Origin of the sequence: Glycomyces sp. TRM65418 (genome assembly GCF_019710475.1) — a bacterium.
Taxonomy (GTDB): Bacteria; Actinomycetota; Actinomycetes; order Mycobacteriales; family Micromonosporaceae; genus Glycomyces.
The window spans coordinates 602,556-627,711 of sequence record NZ_JAJFAX010000001.1 but is presented as its reverse complement, the minus strand read 5'-3'; the positions used below and the strand labels follow the sequence as shown (position 1 = coordinate 627,711).

Sequence of the window (25,156 nt, the reverse complement as noted above, 5' to 3'; positions counted from 1 at the left end):
CCCCTTGAGGAAAGGAAACACCATGCGCACTTTCAAGAGAAGCCGCAGGGTCGCCGCCGCGGCCGTCGCCGCCGCGGCGATGGCCCTGGCCGCCGCCTGCTCCGGTGAAGCCAGCCAGGACGCCGAGGAGCAGGAGAGCCTGCAGGAGTCCGTCGGCGACTACTCGATGGAGCAGGCCTCGGAGATCCCCGAAGGCCTGATCAAGGAGATCGAGGACAAGGGCGTGCTCGTCGTCGGCTCCAAGTTCGACCAGCCGCTCATCGGCCAGAAGAACACCGCCACGGGCAAGATCGAGGGCTTCGACGCCGAGATGGGGCGCCTGCTCGCGCAGCGCATCTTCGGCACCGTGGACGAGGAGGGCGACGACGCGAACCTGAAGTTCGTGGAGACCACCTCCCAGAACCGCGAGACCTACATCAACGACGGCACCGTCGACGTGGTCATCGCGTCCTACTCGATGTACCCCGAGCGCCTGGAGTCCTTCGACTTCGCCGGCCCGTACTTCGAGACCGGCCAGAACGTCATGGTCGCCGCCGACAACACCGACATCAACTCGGTCGCCGACCTCGCCGGCAAGGACGTCTGCATCGCCGAAGGCTCCGGCTCGATCGCGAACCTCGAGGCCGAGAACCCCGAGGCGAACATCACGCCGCTCGCCGACTACGCCGCCTGCGCCCAGGCCCTGGAGAACGGCCAGACCGACGCGGTCAGCACCGACGAGACCATCCTCTACGGCTTCACCGTCGACAAGCCGGACGCCTTCCGCGTCCTGGACTCGGCGAACATCTTCACCGACGAGCCCTACGGCGTCGGCATGAAGCTCGGTGAGACCGACGCGCGCATGTTCGTCAACGACATGATCGAAGAGGCCACCGCCAACGGCGACTGGGAGAAGGCCTTCAACCTCACCTTCGGCGCGGCCGGCATGCCCATGCCCGCCGAGCTCCCGGCCCCGAACCGCTACTAGGTCCGCAACCGTTCGGTCGGGCGGTGGCGGCCGCTGCACGCGGCCGCCACCGCCCGCCTTATGGAGGAGTCCGCTTGTTCGAGAATTTCGACCTCATGGCCGACGCCCTGCTCAAGGGCATGTGGACCACGGTGTGGGTCACCCTCGCCAGCTACACGATCGCCCTGGTGATCGGCGTGGTCCTCGTGGTCATGCACGTGAGCCCCGCTCTCCCGGCGCGCTGGGCCGCCAACGCCTACACGCAGCTGTTCCGGAACGTGCCGCTCCTGGCCGTCCTGATCATCATGTTCTTCGGCCTGCCCCAGATCGGCATCAAGGCCGAGAACTGGGTCTGGGCCCTGCTCGGCCTCGGCATGTACACCGGCGCGTTCGTCGGCGAGACCATGCGCTCGGGCATCAACTCGATCCCCCTGGGCCAGGCCGAGGCCGCCCGCTCGATCGGGCTGACCTTCAGCCAGTCCCTCGGCACCGTCATCATGCCGCAGGCCATCCGCGCCGTCATCCCCCCGCTCGGCTCGCTCCTGATCGCGCTGGTCAAGAACAGCGCGCTGGTGCTCGCGATCGGCGTGGCGGAACTGACCGCCCGGGCGCGACGCCTCATCGAGGACCCGGAGAGCAAGTTCGACCTCTGGGGCGTCATCATCGGCGTCACGGTCAGCTACCTGCTGATCGCCCTCGTCCTCAGCTACCTGGTGCGGCTCGCTGAAAAGCGCGCCGCGTTCGTCCGATGAGAGCAGGCGACTCATGAGCAGACCGAACGAAAGCACCGTCCTGTTCGACGCGCTCGGCCCCAAGGGCCGGCGCAACTCGAACATCGCCTCCGTCGTCTCCGCGGTCGTCCTGCTGGGCCTCCTGGCCCTGGCCGGCGTCCAACTGGCCGCCGAGGGCTTCTTCGAGCAGTCCCGGTGGGCCAACCCGCTGGACATCCTCGTCGTCCAGACCACCTGGGTCCCGGCGATCCTCGACACCCTCCTGGCGTTCGCGCTCGGCTCGGTCCTCGCGCTGCTCCTCGGCGTGATCATCGGCTTCGGCCGGATCTCGCAGTTCGCGCCGACCCGGTGGCTGTCCGCCGGCTACGTGCAGTTCTTCCGCGCGGTGCCGCTGGTGCTCCTCATCTGGATCACCTTCACCATCGACGGGCGCTTCGGCTTCACCACCGACGTGCTCGGCTGGAGCAACGACGCGCGCCGGCTGACGTTCCTGGTGCTGGGCCTGGGGATCTACAACGGCGCCATCCTGGCCGAGATCCTGCGCGCGGGCGTGGCGGCGCTGCCGCCGGGCCAGGCGATGGCCGGATACGCGATCGGCCTGCGCCACGGCCAGGTGCAGCGCCTGGTCGTACTGCCGCAGGTGGTGCGGAACATGCTCCCGGCGGTGCTGGCGCAGCTGGTGATCCTCCTCAAGGACACTTCGCTGGGCTACGTCATCACCTATCCCGAGCTGCTCCACTCGGCCAGCATCGTCGGCCGCGACTACGGCAACTCGTTCCTGCAGGCGCTCGTCATCGCCGCGTTCATCTACTTCGTGCTGGCGTACGTCCTCTCGAAGCTGGTGGTCGTCGCCGAGCGGCGGCTGCGCAAGAAGACCGCGGCCCCGCTGGCGCGCGTCCAGCAGGTCGAGGCCGCAGCCGTCACCGACTAGCCCCACGGGACACCAGGGCCCCGCCGCGGCGACGCGGCGGGGCCCTTCGCGCTGCGCGCGGCGTCCCGCACGAGGCGGCTTGTATGAGACGCAGTCACATTCGGGCTCTGCTACCCTCCATTTGAAATCAGCAACCATTTTCAATTGGTGGGGGACCACAGCAATGAAACTCGCCTTCGTCGGCAAGGGCGGCTCCGGCAAGACCACGATGGCCTCGCTGTTCGCACGCCGCGCCGCGGCCCTCGGCCACCCGGTCATGGCCGTCGACGCCGACATCAACCAGCACCTGGCCGCCGCGCTCGGCCTCGACCCCGAAGCCGCCGCCATGGGCCCCGTCCTCGGCGAGCACCTGGGACTCATCAAGGACTACCTGCGCGGCACCAACCCGCTCATCCCGTCCGCCGACCTCATGCTCAAGACCACGCCGCCCGGACCCGGCTCGCGCCTGCTCACCGTCCGCGAATCGAACCCCGTCTTCGACGCGCTCTTCACCGAACACGAGGGCATCCGCTTCGCCGCCACCGGCGGCTTCGTCGACGACGACCTCGGCGTCGCCTGCTACCACTCCAAAGTCGGCGCGGTCGAACTCCTGCTCAACCACCTCGTCGACGGCGCCGACGAATTCGTCGTCGTCGACATGGTGGCCGGCGCCGAAGCCTTCGCCTCCGGCATGTTCACCCGCTTCGACCACACCTTCCTCGTCTGCGAACCGACCCTCCGCAGCGTCGGCGTCTACAAGCAGTACGTCGGCTACGCCGAGGACTACGACGTCGACATCGCCGTGATCGGCAACAAGATCGACGACGAGGACGACGTCGCGTTCCTGCGCGAGCACGTCGGCGACGCGCTCATCGGCTGGTGCTCGCGCTCCAAATACGTCAAGGCCGCCGAACGCGGCAGCGTCGGCCCCGTCGACGCGCTCGAACCCGAGAACCTCGCCGTCGTCGACGCCGCCCGCGAACGGGCCGTCGGCAGCGGCAAGGACTGGGCCAAGTTCACCCGCCAAGCGCACGACTTCCACCGCAAGGCCGCCCTGGCCTGGGGGAACGACCGCGCCGGGATGGACCTCGCCGACCAGATCGTGCCCGACTACGTCCTCGGGGAGCACCTGCTCCGCGCGCAGACCGTCTGAAGCGCCGCCCAGCGCCGTGCGGCCCTGCCGGACGCTTCGCGCAACCGAGACTCCTCTGCGTCGATTTCCCGACAGCGGAGGGTCACCGCAACCGAGCACAATGAACCGATTCGAATCGAGAGGAGAACGCATGTCCCTTGACGTCTCTGCGGACCTGCTCCACAAGGCCGAGGCGGGAGAGGTCGGCGACGCCGACTTCGTCGACTGCGTGAAGCAGTCGCTGCCCTACGCGTGGGAGCTCATCGCGAAGGTCGTGAACGACCTGAAGAACGGGGTCGTCTCGTCGAGCGGCTCGACGCAGTTCGCCGACAACACCACGCCGCCGCCGGACGAGCAGGCCCGCGGGCAGCTGCTGCGGGTCCTCGCGTCGGACTCGATGCGCGGCGCGCTCGAACGCCACTACGGCGTGAAGCTCGCGTTCCAGAACTGCCACCGGATCGCGGCGTTCCCGCTGTCGGAGGTCGACTCGGACACCTACCGCAAGTTCATCTCCCCGCGCGGGCAGCTGCTCAACCAGTCGCCGGAACTGCGCGACTGCTGACCGCCCCCCGGGAAGCACCAGCCGGTCGGGCCGGCGGGACCGTCACGTCCCGTCGGCCCGACCGGCTTCCGCCCTACTCGGGCTTGCGGGTGATGAGGAAGTCCCTGACCAGCTCTTCGCCCTGCTTCACCAAGGGCCGCAAGATCTTCAAACGCGAGAGCGCCACGACGCGGGCGGCCAGCGGCGCGGTGCGCCGAGCCAGTTCGCGCGACTTCTCCTGACCGGGCGAGGCGTCGTAGACCCAGTAGAGGACCACCACCATCTGGTGCAGCCACAGCATCTCGGGCAGGATGTCGGCCATGTCCTTGGGGACCTTGGTCTTCGAGCCCTCCAGCACCTCCCGGTAGAGGGCGATGTCGCGGTCGCGGCTCTCGGCGGACTCGTCCGAGAACGGACTCAGCGGACTGCTGGGGTCGGCGGCGTTCCTGAAGAACTGGCCCGCGAACGCGTGGTAGGGCCCGGCGATGTCGAGCCAGGCGAGCAGCGCCGCCTCGATCCGCTCGGCCAGCGTCTCCTTGCCTTCGAGCATGCCGGGGGCGATCTCCGCGTGGCGCATGGTCGCCTGCTCGTAGAAGCCCTGGATGAGGTGCTCTTTGGACTTGAAGTAGTAGTACGCGTTGCCGACGGACACCCCCGCCTCGGCGGCGATCGCGCGCATCGTGGTCTTGTCGTAGCCGCGTTCGGCGAACATGTCGAGGGCGGTCTCGATGATGCGCTGCCGCGTCCGCTCGCCCTTGGTCGAGGGGCGGGCGGCCGCGTCGGCGGATTCGGATTCCGAAGCAGAAGCGCTCACGGAGGCGATCCTACTTGGGTCAGGCCCCGTGCGCCTGGGGTCGCTGCGGCGGCTCCAGCGCGGCGAGGGTGCGGGCGTCGACGTGGGCGCGCTTGCGGAAGCCGTTGAGCACGATGACGTTGAGGACGTGGAGGACCCCGAGGACGAGGAGCACGGCGCCGATCTTGACGGCGACGGTCTCGAAGACGCCGCGGGCGTCGGGGACCGGGTCGGCGGTGCGCAGCCACAGCGCCACGAAGCCGAAGTTCAGGAGGTAGAAGCCGACCTGGAGGAGCCTGTTCACGGCGTGGGCGAGCTGCTCGTCGCCGGCGAAGACGTCCTTGATGAAGTGGTAGCCGTTGGCGCCGAGGGTGCGGGCGACCCAGACGGTGAGGGGGATGGCGACGAGGAGGTAGGCGATGTAGCCGATGACTGCCAAGTCCATGACAGTGCTCCGTTCTCTGCGGGCGGTCAATCAGTTGAACATGTTCAACTCCGGTCTTGACGCTACACGCCCTCTTGAACATGTTCAAGAACGAGGCGCGAATATGGCGCACGCCACCGAACGACCTGCACGGTAGGCTGACCACGTGACTGTTGCGGTGCGTGTGATCCCCTGCCTGGACGTGGACGCCGGACGGGTCGTCAAAGGCGTCAACTTCGAGAACCTGCGCGACGCGGGCGACCCGGTGGCACTCGCCGCCGCCTACGACGCGGCCGGCGCCGACGAGCTGACCTTCCTCGACGTCACCGCCTCGACCGACGACCGCGGCACGATGATGGACGTCGTCGCGCGCACCGCCGAACAGGTCTTCATCCCCCTCACCGTCGGCGGCGGCGTCCGCACCCCCGAAGACGTCGACCGGCTCCTGCGCGCCGGAGCCGACAAGGTCGGCGTGAACACCGCCGCGATCGCCCGCCCGGAAGTCATCGCCGAGATCGCCGACCGGTTCGGCAACCAGGTCCTGGTGCTCTCGGCCGACGTCGCCTCAGGCGCGGACACCGACTCCGGCTGGGAAGTGACGACCCACGGCGGCCGACGGCGCACCGGCATCGACGCGGTGGCCTGGTGCGCGAAAGCGGCCGAGCTGGGCGCGGGGGAGATCCTCCTCAACTCGATCGACGCGGACGGAACGAAGAGCGGCTTCGACCTCCCGCTGATCGCCGCCGTGCGCGCGGCCGTGGACCTCCCGCTCATCGCCTCGGGCGGCGCGGGCAAGGCCGCCGACTTCCCGCCCGCGGTCGACGCGGGCGCGGACGCGGTGCTCGCCGCCTCGATCTTCCACTTCGGCGACGTGAGCATCGGCGAGGTCAAACAGGAGCTCAAGAACGAAGGCCACCCGATCCGCTGAGCCCCCTCGCTCCGGACGAGCAGGCCACGCGAGTCGCTGGGCACGCTCGCTCTAGGCCGGCGGGTCACCCGATCCGCTGAGCCCCCTCGCTCCGGACGAGCAGGCCACGCGAGTCGCTGGGCACGCTCGCTCTAGGCCGGCGGGTCACCCGATCCGCTGAGGGCACTCCCTCTGAGCCGGCGGGCCACCGATCCGCTGAGCGCGCTCCTTCCCGGCAAGCGGGCCCCCTGATCCGCTCAGGATGCCCTGGGCGAGGGGCGTGACTCATACCAGCGGGAGACACCCTGCTGCACCAGCCGCTCGCGGCAGCACGGCGCGCTCGAGCCGGCCAGACCGTCCTCCTCACGGAGCGCTCGAGCCAACCGGGCCGTCGTCCTCACGAGCGCTCGAGCCGGCCAGGCCCTCATCCCCACGAGCAGCCCCGGATAGCCACCCCGGCTGCTTCCGCCCCCACCCGAGGCAATCACCAGAGGCCTCTGGACGAGGAGCGCCCCCGGGACCGCTCACCGCGCAGACGCCCTCGCGCTGGCACCCTTGGCTCTGGCACCCCTCCCGCTGGCGCCCCGGCTCTGGCACCTCTCGCGCTGGCACCCCTGGCTCTAGCGCCTCTGTATGAGCGGGGGCCCCATTCCCGGCCGGGCGGCGCCGCGCCCGCCGGATGCCACGGTCGGGTGACGCCGACGGTGAAGCCCGGTGCTCGTCGTACCCGCGCGGGAGTCTCGCCGCTACGGTCCACCGGGTCAGGTGAGCATGGCTGTCACCCACCGCAACGCCTGCACACTCACCGCAAGTCACGCATGGCACCGCCTGTCGCACCCGCCTGGCACGGTTGATCCGGGGGCACTTCCGGATCGAGGATCGCTCACGTCTCCGGGGCGCTTCAGGATCGAAGACCGCTCACGTCCGTTCGCCCGCCTCCGACCGCGACCCGAAGACGATCACCCGATCCCGAAAGCGGTTGGCGTCCGTCGCACCCACGAGGCATGATTGCTAACGGTTGCTTGCCGCCCGGCTAGCCAATGCCGCCGGGAAGACCCGCGCGACAGCCCGTGCGACCCAGGACGACACCCACCCGACCGGAGACCCAATGACGCTGTCCACCGCCGACGCCGCAGGCCCAAACGCCGGGACCGACGACCTCGCCGGTCCCGAAGACCCCCGCATCCTCCGAGAAGGCCTGCGCAACATCGGCGACATGATCAAGCTCGCCCCCAAACCGTTCGCCGTCGGCGCGGCCGGAGCCATGGTCAACACCGGCATGACCCTCTTCCTCTCCTACGTCATCGGCTGGGTCGTCGCCAAGATCGCCGTCCCCGCCTACGAGAACGGCGAAGTCGCCCTCGGCACCGTCGCCCTCGGCATCGCCGCCCTCCTCGGCACCTCGATCATCCGCTTCTCCTCCATGTGCGCCCGCCGCATCGGCGCCGGCGTCATGATGTTCGGCGTCCAAGCCCACTGGCGCCGCCAGATCACCCGCCGCTACCTCGCCCTCCCCCTCTCCTGGCACCAGAAACACCCCACCGGCACCCTCCTCTCCAACGCGAACGCCGACGTCGAGGCCGCCACCCGCCCCCTCGCCCCGCTCCCCTTCGCCTGCGGCACCCTCTTCATGGTCGCCGTCGCCATGGTCGCGTTCCTCACCATCGACTGGGCCGTCGCCCTCGTCGCCGTCGGCATGTTCCCCGCCCTGGCCGCCCTCAACGCCCTCTTCGCCACCAAGATGGCCCCCCGCGCCAAACGCGCCCAAGAACTGCGCGCCGAAGTCTCCGCCGTCGGCCACGAATCCTTCGACGGCGCCCTCGTCGTCAAATCCATGGGCCGCGAAGCCGCCGAAACCGAGCGCTTCAGCGGCTCCGCCAACGAACTGCGCGACGCCATGATCGGCGTCGGACGCCTCCGCGCCGCCTTCGAACCGGCCATCTCAGGACTCCCCGAAATCGGCGTGCTCCTCGCCCTCCTCGTCGGCCTCTCCCGCTACCAGGCCGGCGCCATCAACCTCGAACAACTCGTCACCGTCTCCTTCATGTTCTCAGTGCTCGCCTTCCCCATCCGCGCCATCGGCTGGGTCCTCGGCGACCTCCCCACCTCCGTCGTCGGCCGCCGCCGCGTCGACCGCGTCCTCTCCGCCACCGGCGACATGACCTACGGCGACAAAGAGATCCCCGACTCCGACACCCCCGCCCGGCTCGAATTCGACGCCGTCGCCTACGCCTACCCCGACGGCCACGAAGCCCTCAGCGAAGTCACCTTCACCGTCGAACCCGGCACCACCGTCGCCCTCGTCGGCGCCACCGGCTCCGGCAAATCCACCCTCGCCCACCTCGCCGCCCGCCTCATCGACCCCACCCGCGGCACCGTCCGCCTCGACGGCCACGACCTGCGCGACCTCACCCACGCCGGCCTCGCCCGCACCACCGCGCTCGTCCAGCAGATCCCGTTCGTCTTCGACGACACCGTCCGCGCCAACCTCGCCCTCGACCGCCCCGGCCTCGACGACGACCGCCTCTGGGACGCCCTCGTCGCCGCCGGAGCCGAGAAATTCACCGCCGCACTCGACGCGGGCCTCGACACCGAGGTCGGCGAACGCGGCACCACCCTCTCCGGCGGCCAGCGCCAGCGACTCACCCTCGCCCGCGCCCTCGCCGGACGCCCCCGACTCCTCATCCTCGACGACGCCACCAGCGCCGTCGACCCGAAAGTCGAGTCGCAGATCCTCTCAGGACTCAAGCACTCCTCCGACACCGCGAGCGTCCTCGTCGTCGCCTACCGACGGGCCACCATCGCACTCGCCGACGAAGTGGTGTTCCTCGAAGGCGGCCGCATCACCGCCCGCGGCCCCCACCACCAGCTGCTGCAGACCCACCAGCCGTACGCCGACCTGGTGACCGCCTACGAGCGAGCCGAGGCCGAACGCGAATTCGACGGCGAGTTCGACGACCCCGAATTCGACGACCCCGAACTCGCGAACGCCGATCGCGACGACGCCGAGTTCGACGAGGAGAACGCCGCGTGAGCACCCGCACCGACAAGACCACCGAACCGTCCAACGCCGACAAGGCGACCGCCGCGAAGACCACCGCCGCCGAGGCCGCCAAAGCCAAGGCCGACGCCGCCGAATCGCGCCCACCCGTCGAGGAGCCCGCCCCGCCCGGCCCGCTGCAGACCGTCAAACGCGGACTCCAGCTCTCACCCGAGCTGCGCCGGGGCCTGGCCTTCACCGTGGTCCTCGCGGCCGTCACCGCCCTGGGGCGCCTGGTCGTGCCGATCGCCGCCCAGCAGATCCTCGACAAGGGACTCCTCGGCGACGGCGGCCCCGACCTGGGGTACGTGATGGTGGTCGCCGCACTCGGCATCGGGGCCCTCCTCATCACGACCACCGCCAACTACGTGATGAACCGGCGCCTGTTCGTCGTCTCCGAACACGCGCTCGCCAACCTGCGCCGCAGAACGTTCCGGCACATCCACGACTTGTCGATGCTGCACCAGCAGTCGGAACGGCGCGGCGCGCTGACCGCGCGCGTCACCACGGACATCGACCAGGTGAGCCAGTTCCTCCAGCAAGGCGGCATGATCCTGGTGACCTCCACGGCGCAGATCATCGTCGCCACCGTCGTCATGGTCGTCTACTCCTGGCAGCTCGCGATCGCCGTGTGGATCGTGTTCATCCCCGTGACGTGGCTGATCAAATGGCTCCAAGGGCACCTCGCCGCCGCTTACACGGACGTCCGCAAGAGCGTGTCGAAAATGCTCTCGGCCGTCTCGGAGTCGGTGGTCGGCGCGGGCACGGTGCGCGCATACGGCGTCGGCTCGCGCACGAGCGAACGCCTCGACGCCTCCATCGACGAGCACCGCCGCGACCAGACCAAGGCCATCAGCCGTTCGGCGTTCTCCTTCGGCGCAGGCGAGCTGGTCCTCCTGGGCGTCAACGCGGTCGTGATCGTCCTCGGCGCGTTCCTGGTCGCCGCCGGCGAGTTGAGCGTTGGCGAGCTGACCGCGTTCCTGTTCCTGGTCGTCCTGTTCACGCAACCCGTCGTCATCGGCACGGAGACGCTCAACGAGGCCCAGAACGCGGTCTCCGGCTGGCGCCGGGTGCTCGACATCGTCGACACCGCGCCCGACGTGGTCGACCCGGCCGACGGCATCGCCCTTCCCGAAGGGCCCCTTGGGGTCCGCTTCGAAGGCGTCCGCTTCGCGTATCCGGGCGGCGAGGAGGTCCTGCACGGCATCGACCTCGAGATCCGCCCGCACGCCAAGGTGGCCGTGGTCGGCGAGACCGGCTCGGGCAAGACCACGTTCGCGAAACTGCTGACCCGGCTGATGGACCCGACCTCGGGGCGGGTCCTCATCGGGGGCGCGCCGCTCACCGAGGTCACGTTCGCATCCCTGCGGTCGCGGGTGACGATGGTCCCGCAGGAAGGTTTCCTGTTCAACGGGACCCTCGCCCGCAACGTCCGCTTCGCCCGGCCCGAGCTCACCGACGCGGAGATCTACGTGGCCTTCGCCGAACTGGGCCTGACCGACTGGCTGGAGACGCTCCCGGCCGGCCTCGACACCGAACTGGGGGAGAGCGGCGCGAACCTGTCCGTGGGCGAGCGGCAACTGGTGTCGCTCGTGCGCGCCTATGTCGCCGACCCCGACCTGCTCGTGCTCGACGAGGCCACCAGCGCGGTCGACCCGGCCACCGAACTGCGCCTATCGGCGGCGCTCGACGCGGTGACGCGCGGGCGCACGACCGTGATCATCGCGCACCGGCTGTCCACTGCGGAGACCTCGGACGAGGTCCTGGTCTTCGACGCGGGCCATCTCGTCCAGCAGGGCCCGCACGCGGAGCTCGCCGCCGAGGAGGGCTCGGTCTATGCGGGCCTGCACGGTTCCTGGGTCGATCAAACCCGCGGGAGTTGAGGTATGAGCGTGGCGGTCGGGCCCGGGCCCGACCGCCACGCGCGGCCTCCGCGGAGGCGGAGGGGTGTGGCACCTGGCGGGGACCGCGCGCGGGTGGCTTCCCGCGCGCGGCCTTGGTATGGCGACGTTCGCGAATCCCCTCTGTCGCCGCCATCCCGCCGGTGCCGGATGGCGTTTTTGCTATCTACTACAACACTTTCGGTAGTCGAGCGGCAACAAGAAGTTTCCGGCCTGTGGATAACTTCGTGAGCGTTCCGCGAATGGCCTGGTCAGTGTGGTCGAAGGCGTTCAGGCGACCGTGAGGACGATCTTGCCGGTGGTGCGGCCCGTCGCCAGGGATTCGTGGGCCTCGGCGACCGCTTCCAGCGGGTAGGTCTCGGCGACGTGCGGGGTGAGCCGTCCCGCCTCCACCAGCGCCGAGAGTGCGCGCATCCCGCTCCAGTCCGCCTCCACCATCATGTACCCCGCTGTGATCCGGGCCTGCTCGGCCTCGCTCAGTTCACCGGGCATGACCGACACGAGATGGCCGCCGTCCTTGACCACCGACGCCGAGCGGGCCGCGTATGCCTCGCCGATCGGGTCCACCACGACGTCCACATCGCTCACGGCCTCGGTGAAGTCGACCGTGCGATAGTCGACGACCTCGTCCGCGCCGATCGCACGCACGAACTCGTGCTTCCCGGCGCTCGCGGTGCCGATCACATAGGCGCCCTTCGCCTTCGCGATCTGGACCGCGAAGTGCCCGACGCCGCCCGCGGCGGCGTGGACGAGCACCCGCTGCCCCGGTCGCACTTCGGCGACGTCCACCAGCGCCTGGTGGGCGGTGAGCCCGGCCAGCGGCAGCGCGGCGGCCTCGACGTGGCTCAGCCGGGCGGGCTTGACGTCGAAGTGCCGGGCCGGGGCGGCCACGTACTCGGCGTAGCCGTTCGCGAGCTTCGGGAAGCGGGGCATCCCGTACACCTCGTCGCCGGGCCGGTAGAGGCGCACGCCGCCGCCGACCGCCTCGACGGTGCCGGAGACGTCCCAGCCCACGGTGAACGGCGGCTCGAAGCCGCCGAAGCCGAAGGTCCGGGTCTTCCAGTCGACCGGGTTCGTCCCCGCGGCGTGGACCTTCACGAGGATCTCGCCGAGGCCGGGTTCGGGACGTTCGACCTCGCCGATCCGCAGCACCTCGGGCCCGCCGAGTTCGTCCTGGATCACGATTCGCATGGTGGTCATTTCGGATTCCCTTCGCGCGCTTGCACTCTGATGCGCTCCATTCTCTGCGGCGCCGCGGTCGCCGCCTAGTGGCCCGAGGGCCACGTTGTGCAAGAATCGGGCCATGGCGAATTCCCACCGCGTGGCGGTCCTGGCCCTGGACCGGGTGATGGCCTTCGAGCTCGGCACCCCCGACCGGATCCTCTCCTCGGCCGTCGGCGACGACTCGGCGCGCCTCTACGACGTGCGGGTGTGCACGCTCGACGGCGGCCCCGTCCGCACCTCCAGCGGCTTCGCCGTCCTCCCCGGCCACGGCCCTGAACTGCTGGCGTGGGCCGACACGGTCATCGTCGCGACCATCGACGACGACGGCCCGTTCCCGGACGTCCAGAAGCTCGCCGAGGCGTTCGCGACGATCCGGGCCGACGCCCGCATCGTCTCCTTCTGCAGCGCCGCCTTCGTGCTCGCCGAACTCGGCCTGCTCGACGGGAAGTCGGCGACCACCCACTGGGTCCTCACCGACCGGATGCGCGAGCGCTATCCGAAGATCAACGTGGACCCGGACGTGCTGTTCGTCGACGCGGGCCGCATCCTCACCTCGGCCGGAGCCGGTGCGGCCGTGGACCTGTGCCTGCACCTGGTCCGGCTCGACCACGGCAGCGCGGTCGCGAACGCGGTCGCCCGCCGCTGCGTCGTCCCGCCCTGGCGCGAAGGCGGCCAGGCGCAGTTCATCGAACGGCCCGTGCCCGACGAGCGGGATCTCAGCACCTCTGAGGCCCGCGCCTGGGCGCTGGCGAACCTCGACCGCCCGTTGAGCATCGACGAGCTCGCGCGCAGGGCCAACATGAGCCGCCGGTCGTTCACGCGGCGGTTCCGCGACGAGACGGGCCAGAGCCCCGCGCAGTGGCTCACCCGCCAGCGGGTCGAGCACGCCCGGCACCTGCTGGAGGCCACCGATCTGACCGTGGACCAGATCGCGCAGCGGGCCGGTCTCGGCACCGGGGTCTCCCTGCGCCAGCATCTGCGCGCGGCGCTGGGGGTCTCGCCCTCGGCCTACCGCAGGACGTTCCGCCGCAACGGGTTCGCTGCCGCCGCTACGGGATGAGCAGGAGCTTCCCGGTGGTCTTGCGGGACTCGAGGGCCTGGTGCGCCTCGGGGGCCTCCTCGAGGCGGAAGGTCTCGCCCACGCGCACGAGCAGGTCGTCGTCCTCGATCATCTGGAAGACCTCGGCCGCGCGCCACAGGTACTCCTCGCGGGTCGCGGTGAAGTCGTTCAGGGTCGGGCGGGTGAGGACGAGCGAGCCGCCCCGGTTGAGCACCTGCGGGTCCACGGGCGGCACGGGGCCGCTCGCCTGGCCGAACAGGGCCATGACGCCGCGGCGGCGCAGCGCCCCGAGGCCCTCGTCGAAGGTGGTCTGGCCGACGCCGTCGTAGACCGCGGCGACCCCTTCGCCGCCGGTGAGCTCGCGGGCCTTCGCGCCGAAGCCCTCGTAGCGCAGCACGTGGTCGGCGCCGTTCTGGCGGGCCAGCTCGGCTTTCGCGTCCGTGGAGACGGTGCCGATGACCTTGCCGCCCTTGCTTTTCACCATCTGGGTGAGCAGGAGTCCCATGCCGCCCGCGGCGGCGTGGACGATCACGGTGTCGCCCTCCCGCACCGGGTACACGGTGTTGCACAGGTAGTGCGCGGTGAGCCCTTGGAGCATGACGGCGGCGGCGGTCTCGACCGCCACCTTCTCGGGGACGGGCACGAACGCGTCGGCGTCGCCGACCACGAGGTCCGCATAGGACCCGGGGACGTTCTTCCAGGCGACTTCGTCGCCGACGGCGACGTCGGCGACGCCTTCGCCCACGGCGACCACGTATCCGCCGCCTTCGAGGCCCGGCGTGAACGGCAGCGGCAGCCCGTACAGGCCGGTGCGGTGGTAGACGTCGATGAAGTTCACGCCCGCGGCGGCGACCCGGACGGCGATCTGCCCCGGGCGAGGACCGGGGTCCTCGCCCTCCAGCAGCCGCATCACGCCCGGCCCGCCGGTCTGCTCGACCACGATCGCCTTCATGAGGTGTCCTTCCGCCGCAGGGTCGGTCCTTAACGTAGCAGCGGCGCGGGCGCCCGTGCCGCGGTCCTCATGGTGCGCTGCGGGTGTCGCGGCGCTCACCGCGAACCGGCCTCGCCCGGCGCTCACTCCTCCGGGCCGGAGCGGCGGCTCCCGGTGCCGAAGCGCATCCTGCCGCGGGTCCACTTGTCGGGGTGGTTCGGGTCGGCGATGCGCGTCTCCACCTCGTCGCCGACGAGTTTGCGGATCGCGTCGCGGAAGCCCTTGTGCCGCAGTTGGTGCCGCAGCGGGCTGGCGGCGGGGTCGGAGTTGAGCTCCTTCAGCAGCGAGACGCACAGCAGGAGCATCACGAACATGAACGGCAGCGCCACGATGATCGTGGCGTTCTTGAGCCCCTCCAGGCCGCCGCTGAGCAGCAGCACCGCCGCGACCCCGCCGATCGTCATGCCCCAGAACACGACCAGCGGCTTCTTCGGCACCAGCGAACCCGAGCTCGACAGGGAGCCGAGCACGAGCGAGGCCGAGTCGGCGCTGGTCACGAAGTAGTTGGCCACCAGCAGCATGGTCATTCCCGAGATCAGCGCGTAGAGCGGCAGTGACTCCAGCAGCGCGAACATCGCGAACTCCTCGCCCCGGGCCACGGCCCCGCTGTAGTCGGCGTCGGTGTTGGCCTGGTTCCAGATCGCGGTGCCGCCCATCACGGTGAACCACACCGTCGAGGCCGTCGAGGGCACCAGCAGCACCCCGGCGACGAACTGCCGCACCGACCGGCCGCGCGAGATGCGGGCGATGAACGTCCCCACGAACGGCGCCCACGACAGCCACCACGCCCAGTAGAAGATCGTCCAGGCCGCCATCCAGTCCTCGCCGCCGAACGCCCCGGTGACGCTCGACAGCCGCACCAGGCCCGACAGGTAGGAGCCGACCGAGGACGGCCAGGCGTCGAGCAGGAACAGCGTCGGCCCCGCGACGAACACGAACGCCATGATCAGCGCCGCCAGCAGCACGTTCACGGTGGACAGCCATTTGACGCCCCGGTGGACGCCCGAGAACGCCGAGACCACGAACGCCGCGGTGAGCGCGCCGATCACGATGAGCTCCAACCGGGTCGAGCCCGGCACCCCGGCGACGATGTCGAGCCCGACCGCCACCTGCAGGGCCCCGAGGCCGAGGCTCGCGGCGGTGCCGAACACCGTCGCGAAGATTCCCATCAGGTCGATCGCCCGGCCCGCGCTCCGGCCCCATCGGCGCCCGCCGGTGAGCGGCAGGAACGCCTCGCTGAGGTTGTTGCCGCGTCCCTTGCGGAACGTCGAGTACGCCAGCGCGAGCCCCGCGACGGCGTAGATCGCCCACGGGTGCAGCACCCAGTGGAAGTAGCTGTAGATCAGCGCGCCGCGCTGCCGGTCCTCCTCGAAGTACGCCGAGTCCGGCTCCAGCTCCAGCGGCGGCGGGACCGTGAAGTAATGCGAGAGCGGTTCGGCCACGCCGAAGAACATGAGGCCGATGCCCATGCCCGCGGCGAACATCATCGCGATCCACGGGAGCGTGCCGAACTCGGGTTCCTCCTCGGCGTTGCCGAGCCGGATGTTGCCGTAGCGGCCGACGGCGATGTACACGGCCAGGATGAGGAAGACGTTCCCGGCGATGATGAACAGCCATCCGAAGTGGTCGATCACCCAGTTCAGGGCCGCGGTGGAGGCGGTCTCGAAGCGGTCGGGGAAGACCGCGCCGACGGCGATGACGGCCAGGATGACGGCGGCGGCGATGCCGAAGGTCACCTTGTCGATCGGGAGGGTGTCGGCTCTCGCCGTCGGCCCGGCCGGTGGCGGGGGGCCTTCGGGCGTCTCGCCGTGCGCGGTCGTCTCGGTCTCGGACATCCTGGCTCCATCCTCCGACGATGTCGGTGCTGCGGACATCGTAGGGGATTAGCCAGGTCATATACGGATAAAACTCCAGCTCGGCGGTACCGCATCAGGGCGAGGTCGCCGATCGCGCGGGTCTCGGCCAGTTCCAGGGGCCGCTCGGGGGACTGGGGGAACACCGCCGGGTGCACGAACCGGGCCCCGCCGCGCGCGCCGAGCAGGAACGGCGCGACCGCCAGGTGCATCTCGTCCACCAGGTCCGCCGAGAGGAACGCCGTGTGCACCACGCCGCCGCCCTCCACCAGCAGCCGCCGCACGCCCCGCCGGGCCAGGTCGGCCAGGGCCGCCTCGAGGTCCACGTCGCGGTCGGCCGTGGCGATCACCTCGGCGGCCTCCGGAGCGAGCGGGCACGCCCGCATCCCGGCCTCGCTCGTGTAGACGACCACGCGGTCGCCGCCGGTGAACAGCCGCGCGCCCGGGTCGAGCTCGCCCGAGGGGGAGAAGACCACGCGCAGCGGCGACGCCGGCCGGCCTGCGGCGACCCGGTGGGCGCGGCGCGTCTCCGAGCGGACCTGGAGCCGCGGGTCGTCCGCGCGCACCGTGCCCGCCCCGACCGCGATCGCGTCGACGTCGGCGCGGACCGCGTCGACCCGGTCGAAGTCCGCGGCGTTCGACAGCACGAGCCGCTCGGACGAGGTGTCGTCGAGGTAGCCGTCGAGGCTCATCGCGGCCGAAACGATCACATAAGGGCGCTCCATGCCCCTGAGAATCCCACGATGCACACCGCGACGGGCCCGGGTGCAGGTCACCGGAGGGAGGCGATCACAATCGGTAGACGTGGAAGCCCGACAGACCAGCGGCGACGACGTGATCGCGGCACTCAAGTTCAACGCGGACGGGCTCGTCCCCGCCATCGCGCAGCAGCACGACACGGGCGAGGTCCTCATGCTCGCGTGGATGGACGCCGAGGCGCTGCGGCGCACGGTCGCCACCCGCAAGGCCACGTACTGGTCGCGCAGCCGCGCCGACTACTGGGTCAAGGGCGAGACCTCCGGGCACCACCAGGCGGTCGTGTCCGTCGCGGTCGACTGCGACGGCGACACGGTCCTGCTCCAGGTGGACCAGACCGGTCCCGCCTGCCACACCGGCACCCGCACCTGCTTCACCGGAAGGGAGATCGCATGAGCGAAGCCGAAGCACCCCGAGAGGGCGCCGAGCCCCGCGCCGCCGAGCGCACCCGCGTCCTCCTCGCGGGGGCCGGCGCGGCCGCCCTCGCCGCGCTGGCGGCCTCCCGCGACTGGACCTCCACCACCGAGACCGGCCACGCCGGGATCACCGCGACCACCGCCCAGGCCGGCACCGACCTCGCCTCCTGGGCGCTGCCGTGCGCGCTCGCCGGCGGCGCGGCGTTCCTGGCGATGCTCGCCACCGGGAACCGCGCCCGCCGCGTCCTCGGCGTGGTCGCCGCCCTGGCCGGGCTCGCGGCCGGCCTCGCCGGGGCCCTCCACCTGGACGCCGGCGCGTGGCCGGTCACGCTCGCCGCGGCCGGGCTCGTCCTGGCCGCCGCCGGGGCCGCCACGACCGCCCGCGCGGGCGGGTGGCCCGCCGCCGCCTCCCGGTACGACGGCGCCTCCCGGCACGACGCCGGGCCCCGCCGCGACGGGGCGTCCGGCGGCGCGGACGCCATAGCAGAGGACCCGGTGTCGCTGTGGAACGCCCTCGACTCGGGCCGGGACCCCTCGTCGCCTAATATCACGGCATCGGCGCAGGAGAAGGGACGATCTTAGGTGAACGTGCTGGAGCAGATCATCACCGAAGTCCGCGCCGATCTCGAACGGCGCCAGACCGAGACCCCCCTCGAGCGGATCCGCGAACTCGCCGAGGCCGCGAAGGCCCCCCTCGACGGGTACGCCGCGCTCAACGGCGGCGGCGTCAGCGTCATCGCCGAGGTCAAGCGGGCCTCCCCGTCGAAGGGCGCGCTCGCCGACATCCCCGACCCGGCCGTGCTCGCGGCCGAGTACGCCGCGGGCGGCGCCAGCGTCATCTCGGTGCTCACCGAGGCCAACTACTTCAAGGGCAGCCTGGACGACCTCGACGCGGTGCGCGCGAAGGTCCAGATCCCGGTCCTCCGCAAGGACTTCGTGGTCTCCCCCTACCAGGTCCTGGAGGCCCGCGCCCACGGCGCCGACCTCGTGCTCCTCATCGTCGCCGCCCTCGACCAGGACACCCTCGTCTCGCTCCACGAGCGCATCGAGGGCCTGGGCATGACCGCCCTCGTGGAGGTGCACACCGAGTACGAGGCCGACCGGGCGCTGCGGGCCGGGGCGAAAGTCATTGGCGTCAACGCCCGCGACCTGACTACGCTCCAAGTGGACCGTTCGGTGTTCGAACGCATCGCCCCCGGCCTGCCCCGCGACGTCGTCAAGGTCGCGGAGTCGGGCGTCAGGGGCACCCGCGACCTCATCCGCTACGCCAGCGCCGGCGCCGACGCCGTGCTCGTCGGCGAGGGCGTGGTCAAGCAGAAGAGCCCGCGCGACGCCGTCGCCGAACTGGTCACCGCCGGGTCCCACCCGGCCACGCCGCGGCCGATCTAGCCGCCGGCGGGGGAGTTTCACGCAGGTGAGGCCTGCGCGCGCAGGCCAGCGAGTCAAGAAGGGGAGCGAGACCGTGCCCAATCCAGATGCCAGCGGCCACTGGGGCGAATTCGGGGGCCGGTTCGTCCCCGAGGCGCTCATAGCCGCCCTCGACGAGCTCGAGACCGCCCACGCCGAGGCCATGGCCGACCCGGCCTTCCGGGACGAGCTCGACCGGCTCGGCCGCGAGTACGGGAACCTCCCGTCGCCGCTGTACTTCGCCGAGCGGCTCTCCGAGGAGGCCGGGATCGAGGTCTGGCTCAAGCGCGAGGACCTCAACCACACCGGCGCGCACAAGATCCGCAACGTCCTCGGGCAGGCCCTGCTCACCAAGCGCATGGGCAAGTCCCGGATCATCGCCGAGACCGGCGCGGGCCAGCACGGCGTCGCCTCCGCGACCGCCGCGGCCTACTTCGGCATGGACTGCACCGTCTACATGGGCGAGGAGGACACCCGCCGCCAGGCGCTCAACGTCGCCCGGATGCGCCTGCTCGGCGCCGAGGTCGTGCCCGTGACCACGGGGTCGCGCACGCTCAAGGACGCCATGAACGAGGCCCTGCGCGAATGGGTCGCCACCGTGGACGACACGCACTACCTCATCGGCTCGGTCGGCGGGCCGCACCCGTTCCCGATGCTCGTGCGCGACTACTGCCGCGGCATCGGCGACGAGGCCCGCGCCCAGTTCCAGGACCGCACCGGGGCCCTCCCGGACGTCGTCGCCGCGTGCGTCGGCGGCGGCTCGAACGCCATGGGCATCTTCACCGCGTTCCTCGACGACGAGGCCGTCAAGCTGTACGGGTTCGAAGCCGGCGGCGACGGGTACGGCACCGGCCGCCACGCCGCGACCATCACCGCCGGGCAGGTCGGCGTCCTCCACGGCGCCCGCACCTTCGTCCTCCAGGACGAGGACGGCCAGACCGTCGAGTCGCACTCGATCTCGGCGGGCCTGGACTACCCGGGCGTCGGCCCCGAGCACGCCCACCTCGCGGCCTCCGGCCGCGCCGTGTACGAGCCCGTGGACGACGCCGAGGCCATGGCCGCCCTGGAGAAGCTCGCGCGCACCGAGGGCATCATCTGCGCGATCGAGTCGGCGCACGGCCTCGCCGGGGCGCTGCGCCTCGCCAAGTCCCTGGAGCCGGGCGCGCGCGTCCTGGTGAACCTGTCCGGGCGCGGCGACAAGGACATGGGCAACGTCGTGGAGTACTACGGCTTCGCCGAGACCGCCGCACCGAACGGAGCGCAGTAGATGAGGACGGCCGAAGCGTTCGCCAAGACCCGGGCCGAGGGCCGCGCGGCCCTCGTCGGCTACCTCCCGGCCGGGTTCCCGACCCTCGCCGACTCCATCAAGGCGATCGACATCATGATCGACCACGGGGCCGACATCGTCGAGGTCGGCCTGCCGTACTCGGACCCGGTCATGGACGGGCCCGCGATCCAGAAGGCCGCCGACCGGGCCCTGGCCGCCGGGTTCCGCACCCGGCAGGTCTTCGACGTCGTCGAGGCCGTCTCGGGCCGCGTCCCGATCCTCGTCATGACCTACTGGAACCTCGTGGAGCGCTACGGCGTCGACCGCTTCGCGCGCGACTTCCAAGCGGCGGGCGGGGCCGGGCTCATCACGCCCGACCTCATCCCCGACGAGGCCGACGAGTGGATCGCCGCCGCCGACGCCCATGACCTCGACCGGATCTTCCTGGTCGCGCCCTCCTCCACCGAGGAGCGGATCGCGTCCACCGTCGCGGCCTGCCGCGGCTTCGTGTACGCGCAGTCGGTCATGGGCGTCACCGGGGCCCGCTCCGCGACCTCGGCCGCCGCGCCGCTGCTGGTCGAGCGCACCCGCAAGCACACGGACCTGCCGATCGGCGTGGGCCTGGGCGTCCGCAGCGGCGACCAGGCCGCCGAGATCGGCGCGTACGGCGACGCGGTCATCGTCGGCTCGGCGATCGTGAACTGCTACCTCGACGCCGAGGACGTCCCCTCGGGCCACCAGAGGCTCGCCGAGCTCACGGCCGACCTCGCCGAGGGCGTCCGCCGCTGAACCGGCCCGCCGACGGCCCCCCGGCAAGGGGGTCCGCCGCGGCGGACCACCGCAGCGACGGCGTCCGAGCCGACCGCGGCGCGACGCCGTCGACCCGCCTCCGCCGTGCCCCGCGAGCATCGCTCGCGGGGCGCGCCGCCGCCCGGCGCCGGCGCCCGCGCGCCCGCCGGACGCGGCGGTCCGCGGGACCGGCTCGGGCCCGTGCCCCGCCCCGCTCGCTCACCCGATAGGTTTATGCGTCGTGGACCTCGCATACATCCCGAGCCCGTCGGAGTCCGTCTGGCATCTCGGCCCCATCCCGATCCGCGCCTACGCGCTCGCCCTCATCGCAGGGATCGTCGCGGCCTGCTGGATCGCCGAGGCGCGCATGCGCTCCCGCGGCGCGCCCAAGTGGGCGGTGCTCGACCTCGCCGTGTGGGCCGTGCCGTTCGGCATCGTCGGCGCCCGCATCTACCACGTCTTCACCAGCCCCGACGCCTACTTCGGCCCGGACGGCGACCCGTGGAAGGCCCTCGCGGTCTGGGAGGGCGGCCTGGGCATCCCCGGCGCGATCGTCCTCGGCGCCGTCGGCGTGTGGCTCGGCTGCCGCCAGCTGCAGCTGCCGTTCGGCATGGTGGCCGACGCGATCGTCCCCGGCATCCCCGTCGCCCAAGCGATCGGCCGCCTCGGCAACTGGTTCAACCAGGAGCTGTACGGCAAGCCCCTCGACGCCTGGTGGGCCGTCGCCATCGACGAGAGCCACCGCGTCGCGGGCTACCGCGAATTCACGACCTTCCACCCGACGTTCCTGTACGAACTCCTGTGGAACCTCGGGGTCGCGCTCGCCGTGTGGCTCGCCGACCGCAAGGTGAAGTTCGGGGCCGGACGCGCCGTCGCCCTCTACGTCGCCCTCTACGGCCTCGGCCGGTTCTGGATCGAGGGCCTGCGCATCGACCCGGCCCAGTCCTTCGCCGGACTGCGCCTCAACCAGTGGATGAGCGTCGTCGTCGTGGTCCTCGCCGTGGCGTACCTCCTGATCGTGCGCGGCACGCGGCAGGTCTTCGTCGTCGAGGACGGCAAACGCGTCGCCGTCGCCTGGGACTCCGAGGCCGCCCACGCCGCCGGATACGTGGACGGCGCCCTGCCGAAGGGCGTCGAACTGGCCGAGACCGAGACCGGGACCGCCGCCGACGACGACGCGGAGGAGGCGTCCGAGCCGGAGGCCGCGCCCGACCGGCCCGAGGACGACGCGATCCCCGACGACCCGTCCGCCGAGGACCCCGGCCGCCCCCGCGCCGGCAGCTGACCGCCGCCGCTTCCCCCGGGCAGGTGCAGATGCAGAACCGAAGAGCCGTAGTGGTCGGCGCCGGCGTCGCCGGTCTCGCCGGCGCCATCGTCCTGTCCGAACTGGGCTGGAGGGTGGCGCTGCTGGAGCGGCGCGAGCGGCTCAAGGGCGACGACCTCGGGATGATCCTGTGGGCCTCGGGCGTGCGCGCGCTGCGCGCCCTCGGGATCGACGCGACCCTCGACGTCTCCGGGACCCCGGTGGACCGCTTCGAGATCCGCAACGAGGAGCGCCTGTCCAGCTCGTTCTCGGCGGCGATGCTCGGCGCCGACGACGGCACGCCGTCGGTGATGGTCCACAACGCGATGCTGTACGAGGCGCTCGTGGCGCGCCTGGGCGACAGCGTCCAGGTGTTCCCGGCCACGCAGGTCGACCGGATCGACATGGTCGACCTGGCCGCCGGGGACGCCTCGCGGCGCTGGGACGCCGACCTCGTGGTCGCCGCCGACGGCATCGACTCGCCGACCCGCCCCCTCATCGCCCCCGGCTCGCCCACCGTGGACGCCGGGGCGGTGGCGTTCCGCGGGATCATCCCCGCCCACCGCGCCCCCGAGCGGACCACCGACGCGGTGGAGATCTACGGGCCCGACCGGCGCCGCTTCGGCTACGGCGACCTCGGGCACGCCGGGGCCTGCTGGTGGGCGACCGTGCCCGGCGGGATGCGCCCGGAGTCCCCGCAGATCCAGCACGAGCTCATCAACCGCTGGTTCGCCGACTGGCCCGACCCGGTCGGGAAGTTCATCGCCGCGACCCGGCCCTCGGAGCTGACCCAGCAGCCCGTCCGGTACGTCTGGCCCGTGCCCGCGCGGCTCCACCAGCCCGTCGGCGACGGCGGCCTGGTGCTCATGGGCGACGCCGCCCACGGCGTCGCCCCGATCCTGGCGCAGGGCGCGGGCCTCGCCCTGGAGGACGCGGTGACCCTCGGCTGGGCGCTGCGGCACCATGCCGGGTCGGTGGCGGACGCGCTCGCCTCCTACGACCGGGCCCGCCTCGCCCGCATCAAGCGCGTGGCCCGCCTCTCGCGGCGCGTCCACACGATCGCCTCGGGCGGCCGCGGCGTCACCAAGAGCCTCCTGCGGGCCGTCCCCGACTCCTGGGTCCAGAACCAGGCCGCCGGCCTCGCCGACTGGCGGCCGCCGAACTGAACGCGGCGTCCCCGGCCCCGGGCGGGCCGCCCGCCGCCACTGGCGACGGACGCGTCGGCTCGTTAAGATTTCGCCCCATGCAGATCCGCGACGCCGTCGAATCCGACTGGCCCGCCATGTGGGCGTTCATGCGACCGATCATCGAAGCCGGCGAGACCTACCCGTGGCCGCCGGACACCACCGAGTCGTGGACCCGCGCCTACTGGATGGAGCGGCCCGCGCCCGCCTCGCGGCTGGTCGCCGAGATCGACGGCCGCATCGCCGGGACCGTTGAGATCCACCCGAACCTGCCCGGCCAGGGCTCGCACGTGGCCAACGCCGGGTTCATGGTCGACCCGGCCTTCGGCCGCCGCGGCGTCGGCCGCGCCCTCGGCGAGGCCGCCCTCGCCCGCGCCGCCGCCGACGGCTTCACCGCCATGCAGTTCAACGCCGTCGTCGCCACCAACACCCACGCCGTCAGACTCTGGCACTCGCTCGGCATGGAGACCCTCGCGCTCATCCCCAAGGGCTTCCGCCACCCCACGCGGGGCCTCGTCGACATGCACCTCATGTTCCGCGAACTGTGACCCTCGACCCGGCTGTGTAGCATCACCTTCGATATGAACGAACTGCGCGAGTCCATCCTGTCCCTGGGCGTCGCCGACCCCGAGACGGCCGTCGCCATCCACGCCCTCATCGGCTCCGACCCCGCCCTCCTGGCGCAGGCCGGCGGCCTGCCCGCGGCCCGCCCCGCCCTGGACGAGTGGGTCAAGACCGCCTTCCTCAGGCCCGAGGGACCGTTCCTCGAGGCCGCGGCCGCCGCCGTCGCCGACGCCCTCGGCGAAGCCCCCGACACCGCCGTCGACCGCGTGCTCGACCACATCACCACCCGGCCCCGCACCCGCTACGACCTGCGCGCCGTGACCGGCCTCAGCGAAGCCGACCTCGACGCGCTGCTCCCGCGCCTCGCCGAGGCCGGCCTCGTCCGCGCCGACCCCAACCCGCTGGAACCCGACGACCCGTTCTGGACCATGGAGCACCGCCTCGCGCGCTTCCACTACGCGATGGTCGCCCAGCACCTGCCGCGCTGGCGGCGCGGCTACATCACCGACAAACTGTGGCGAATGACCCACGCCCGCTTCGACCGGTACGTGTGCCGCCCCGAGTTCAACCGGCTCGCCCGCGAATGGGCCCTGAACGACCCGGCCGCCGCCGCGACCACCCGCATGACCGTCCCCGACCCGCGCTTCAGGCAACTGCGCACCCTCGAACTCGCCGTCTGGGACGGCCAGGGCGCACCGATCGCCCTCGGCACCGTCCGCTGGCGCTTCCGCATGGTCGAACGCCAGCTCAAGCGCCTGCGATACGTCAAGCGGCTCCTCGGCGACCCGCCCGCCCGCCTCTACTGCGTCGCGCCGCGCGTCGACCCGGCCATCGTCGCCGGCGCCGACGCCGACCCGGACCTGTTCGTCATCAGCCCCGCGCAGCTCCTGCGCCGCGCCTCCACGACGCCCCGAATCGCACCGGAATCGGCGCCCCCGGGTGACTTACACCCCATTTCCCGGCTGGTGGGGGCGGAGACCCGGCGGGTAGGCTGAGGGCTCTTTCCCCGTATCCGAA

Annotated in this window: 23 protein-coding genes and 1 pseudogene; 18 read left to right on the top strand and 6 right to left on the bottom strand. The window is 71.6% G+C overall.

Going from position 1 to position 25,156, the window contains the following annotated elements:
* The first annotated feature begins 22 nt into the window (after positions 1 to 22).
* The 5 genes from K3N28_RS02875 (at position 23) to K3N28_RS02855 (ending at position 4,281) form a co-directional block, all read left to right on the top strand.
* Positions 23 to 967, top strand: coding sequence for a glutamate ABC transporter substrate-binding protein (locus K3N28_RS02875; RefSeq protein ID WP_228090963.1), 945 nt, complete (start codon positions 23 to 25; stop codon positions 965 to 967).
* Between the two features lie 74 nt (positions 968 to 1,041).
* Positions 1,042 to 1,698 (top strand): amino acid ABC transporter permease, encoded by a 657-nt coding sequence (locus tag K3N28_RS02870; RefSeq protein ID WP_228090962.1) that lies wholly within the window; start codon positions 1,042 to 1,044, stop codon positions 1,696 to 1,698.
* Between the two features lie 13 nt (positions 1,699 to 1,711).
* Positions 1,712 to 2,608: an amino acid ABC transporter permease gene (locus K3N28_RS02865; RefSeq protein WP_228090961.1), complete on the top strand. Its 897-nt coding sequence runs from the start codon at positions 1,712 to 1,714 to the stop codon at positions 2,606 to 2,608.
* A gap of 163 nt (positions 2,609 to 2,771) precedes the next feature.
* Positions 2,772 to 3,740, top strand: a complete 969-nt coding sequence (locus K3N28_RS02860) for an ATP-binding protein (RefSeq protein ID WP_228090960.1) — start codon at positions 2,772 to 2,774, stop codon at positions 3,738 to 3,740.
* A 130-nt stretch (positions 3,741 to 3,870) separates the two neighbouring features.
* Positions 3,871 to 4,281 carry an SCO5389 family protein gene (locus tag K3N28_RS02855; RefSeq protein WP_228090959.1) on the top strand — a complete coding sequence of 137 codons (411 nt, stop codon included), beginning with the start codon at positions 3,871 to 3,873 and terminating at the stop codon, positions 4,279 to 4,281.
* 73 nt (positions 4,282 to 4,354) lie between these two features.
* Here the strand turns inward: K3N28_RS02855 and K3N28_RS02850 are convergent, their stop codons facing one another.
* On the bottom strand, positions 4,355 to 5,074 hold the full coding sequence (locus K3N28_RS02850; protein WP_228090958.1) for a TetR/AcrR family transcriptional regulator: 720 nt from the start codon (positions 5,072 to 5,074) through the stop codon (positions 4,355 to 4,357).
* Positions 5,075 to 5,093: 19 nt separating this feature from the next.
* Entirely contained in the window at positions 5,094 to 5,498 is a 405-nt protein-coding gene (locus tag K3N28_RS02845; RefSeq protein WP_228090957.1) for a hypothetical protein, read from the bottom strand.
* Positions 5,499 to 5,643: 145 nt separating this feature from the next.
* Here K3N28_RS02845 and hisF point away from each other — a divergent pair, with 145 nt between their 5' ends.
* The 3 genes from hisF to K3N28_RS02830 all read left to right on the top strand — a co-directional run bounded on the left by hisF (position 5,644) and on the right by K3N28_RS02830 (position 11,307).
* Entirely contained in the window at positions 5,644 to 6,405 is a 762-nt protein-coding gene (gene hisF / locus K3N28_RS02840) for an imidazole glycerol phosphate synthase subunit HisF (RefSeq protein ID WP_228090956.1), read from the top strand.
* A gap of 1,195 nt (positions 6,406 to 7,600) precedes the next feature.
* Positions 7,601 to 9,418, top strand: a complete 1,818-nt coding sequence (locus K3N28_RS02835) for an ABC transporter ATP-binding protein (RefSeq protein WP_374209684.1) — start codon at positions 7,601 to 7,603, stop codon at positions 9,416 to 9,418.
* Entirely contained in the window at positions 9,415 to 11,307 is a 1,893-nt protein-coding gene (locus K3N28_RS02830; protein WP_228090954.1) for an ABC transporter ATP-binding protein, read from the top strand. Before K3N28_RS02835 ends, K3N28_RS02830 begins: the two co-directional genes overlap by 4 nt.
* A 288-nt stretch (positions 11,308 to 11,595) precedes the next feature.
* Here K3N28_RS02830 and K3N28_RS02825 read toward each other — a convergent pair whose 3' ends face one another.
* Entirely contained in the window at positions 11,596 to 12,516 is a 921-nt protein-coding gene (locus tag K3N28_RS02825) for an NADP-dependent oxidoreductase (protein ID WP_374209683.1), read from the bottom strand.
* Between the two features lie 112 nt (positions 12,517 to 12,628).
* Here K3N28_RS02825 and K3N28_RS02820 point away from each other — a divergent pair, with 112 nt between their 5' ends.
* Positions 12,629 to 13,609, top strand: coding sequence for a GlxA family transcriptional regulator (locus K3N28_RS02820; protein ID WP_228090952.1), 981 nt, complete (start codon positions 12,629 to 12,631; stop codon positions 13,607 to 13,609).
* Here the strand turns inward: K3N28_RS02820 and K3N28_RS02815 are convergent.
* From K3N28_RS02815 to K3N28_RS02805, 3 genes and pseudogenes are all read right to left on the bottom strand, one after another.
* A complete protein-coding gene (locus K3N28_RS02815) occupies positions 13,599 to 14,561 on the bottom strand; it encodes a quinone oxidoreductase (protein ID WP_228090951.1) in 963 nt (320 codons plus the stop codon). The genes K3N28_RS02820 and K3N28_RS02815 overlap by 11 nt on opposite strands.
* A 122-nt stretch (positions 14,562 to 14,683) precedes the next feature.
* Complete coding sequence (locus K3N28_RS02810; RefSeq protein ID WP_228090950.1) at positions 14,684 to 16,435, bottom strand: BCCT family transporter; 1,752 nt, start codon at positions 16,433 to 16,435, stop codon at positions 14,684 to 14,686.
* A gap of 86 nt (positions 16,436 to 16,521) precedes the next feature.
* Positions 16,522 to 17,178: pseudogene (locus tag K3N28_RS02805) on the bottom strand (RibD family protein); the annotation flags it as partial.
* Here K3N28_RS02805 and hisI point away from each other — a divergent pair.
* From hisI to K3N28_RS02760, 9 genes are all read left to right on the top strand, one after another.
* Positions 17,177 to 17,605 carry a phosphoribosyl-AMP cyclohydrolase gene (hisI, locus tag K3N28_RS02800; protein WP_374209645.1) on the top strand — a complete coding sequence of 143 codons (429 nt, stop codon included), beginning with the start codon at positions 17,177 to 17,179 and terminating at the stop codon, positions 17,603 to 17,605. The pseudogene K3N28_RS02805 and the gene hisI sit on opposite strands and share 2 nt — an antisense overlap.
* Positions 17,602 to 18,207: a Trp biosynthesis-associated membrane protein gene (locus K3N28_RS02795; RefSeq protein ID WP_228090947.1), complete on the top strand. Its 606-nt coding sequence runs from the start codon at positions 17,602 to 17,604 to the stop codon at positions 18,205 to 18,207. Before hisI ends, K3N28_RS02795 begins: the two co-directional genes overlap by 4 nt.
* Before the next feature lie 6 nt (positions 18,208 to 18,213).
* On the top strand, positions 18,214 to 19,014 hold the full coding sequence (gene trpC, locus K3N28_RS02790; protein ID WP_374209682.1) for an indole-3-glycerol phosphate synthase TrpC: 801 nt from the start codon (positions 18,214 to 18,216) through the stop codon (positions 19,012 to 19,014).
* A gap of 73 nt (positions 19,015 to 19,087) precedes the next feature.
* Positions 19,088 to 20,299, top strand: a complete 1,212-nt coding sequence (trpB, locus tag K3N28_RS02785; RefSeq protein WP_228090945.1) for a tryptophan synthase subunit beta — start codon at positions 19,088 to 19,090, stop codon at positions 20,297 to 20,299.
* A complete protein-coding gene (trpA, locus tag K3N28_RS02780; protein ID WP_228090944.1) occupies positions 20,300 to 21,088 on the top strand; it encodes a tryptophan synthase subunit alpha in 789 nt (262 codons plus the stop codon).
* Positions 21,089 to 21,329: 241 nt separating this feature from the next.
* Positions 21,330 to 22,373: a prolipoprotein diacylglyceryl transferase gene (gene lgt, locus K3N28_RS02775; protein ID WP_228090943.1), complete on the top strand. Its 1,044-nt coding sequence runs from the start codon at positions 21,330 to 21,332 to the stop codon at positions 22,371 to 22,373.
* A 29-nt stretch (positions 22,374 to 22,402) separates the two neighbouring features.
* Positions 22,403 to 23,557 (top strand): NAD(P)/FAD-dependent oxidoreductase, encoded by a 1,155-nt coding sequence (locus K3N28_RS02770; protein ID WP_228090942.1) that lies wholly within the window; start codon positions 22,403 to 22,405, stop codon positions 23,555 to 23,557.
* A complete protein-coding gene (locus K3N28_RS02765; protein ID WP_374209681.1) occupies positions 23,506 to 24,123 on the top strand; it encodes an N-acetyltransferase family protein in 618 nt (205 codons plus the stop codon). Before K3N28_RS02770 ends, K3N28_RS02765 begins: the two co-directional genes overlap by 52 nt.
* Before the next feature lie 33 nt (positions 24,124 to 24,156).
* On the top strand, positions 24,157 to 25,134 hold the full coding sequence (locus K3N28_RS02760; protein ID WP_228090940.1) for a hypothetical protein: 978 nt from the start codon (positions 24,157 to 24,159) through the stop codon (positions 25,132 to 25,134).
* The last annotated feature ends 22 nt before the right edge of the window (positions 25,135 to 25,156 follow it).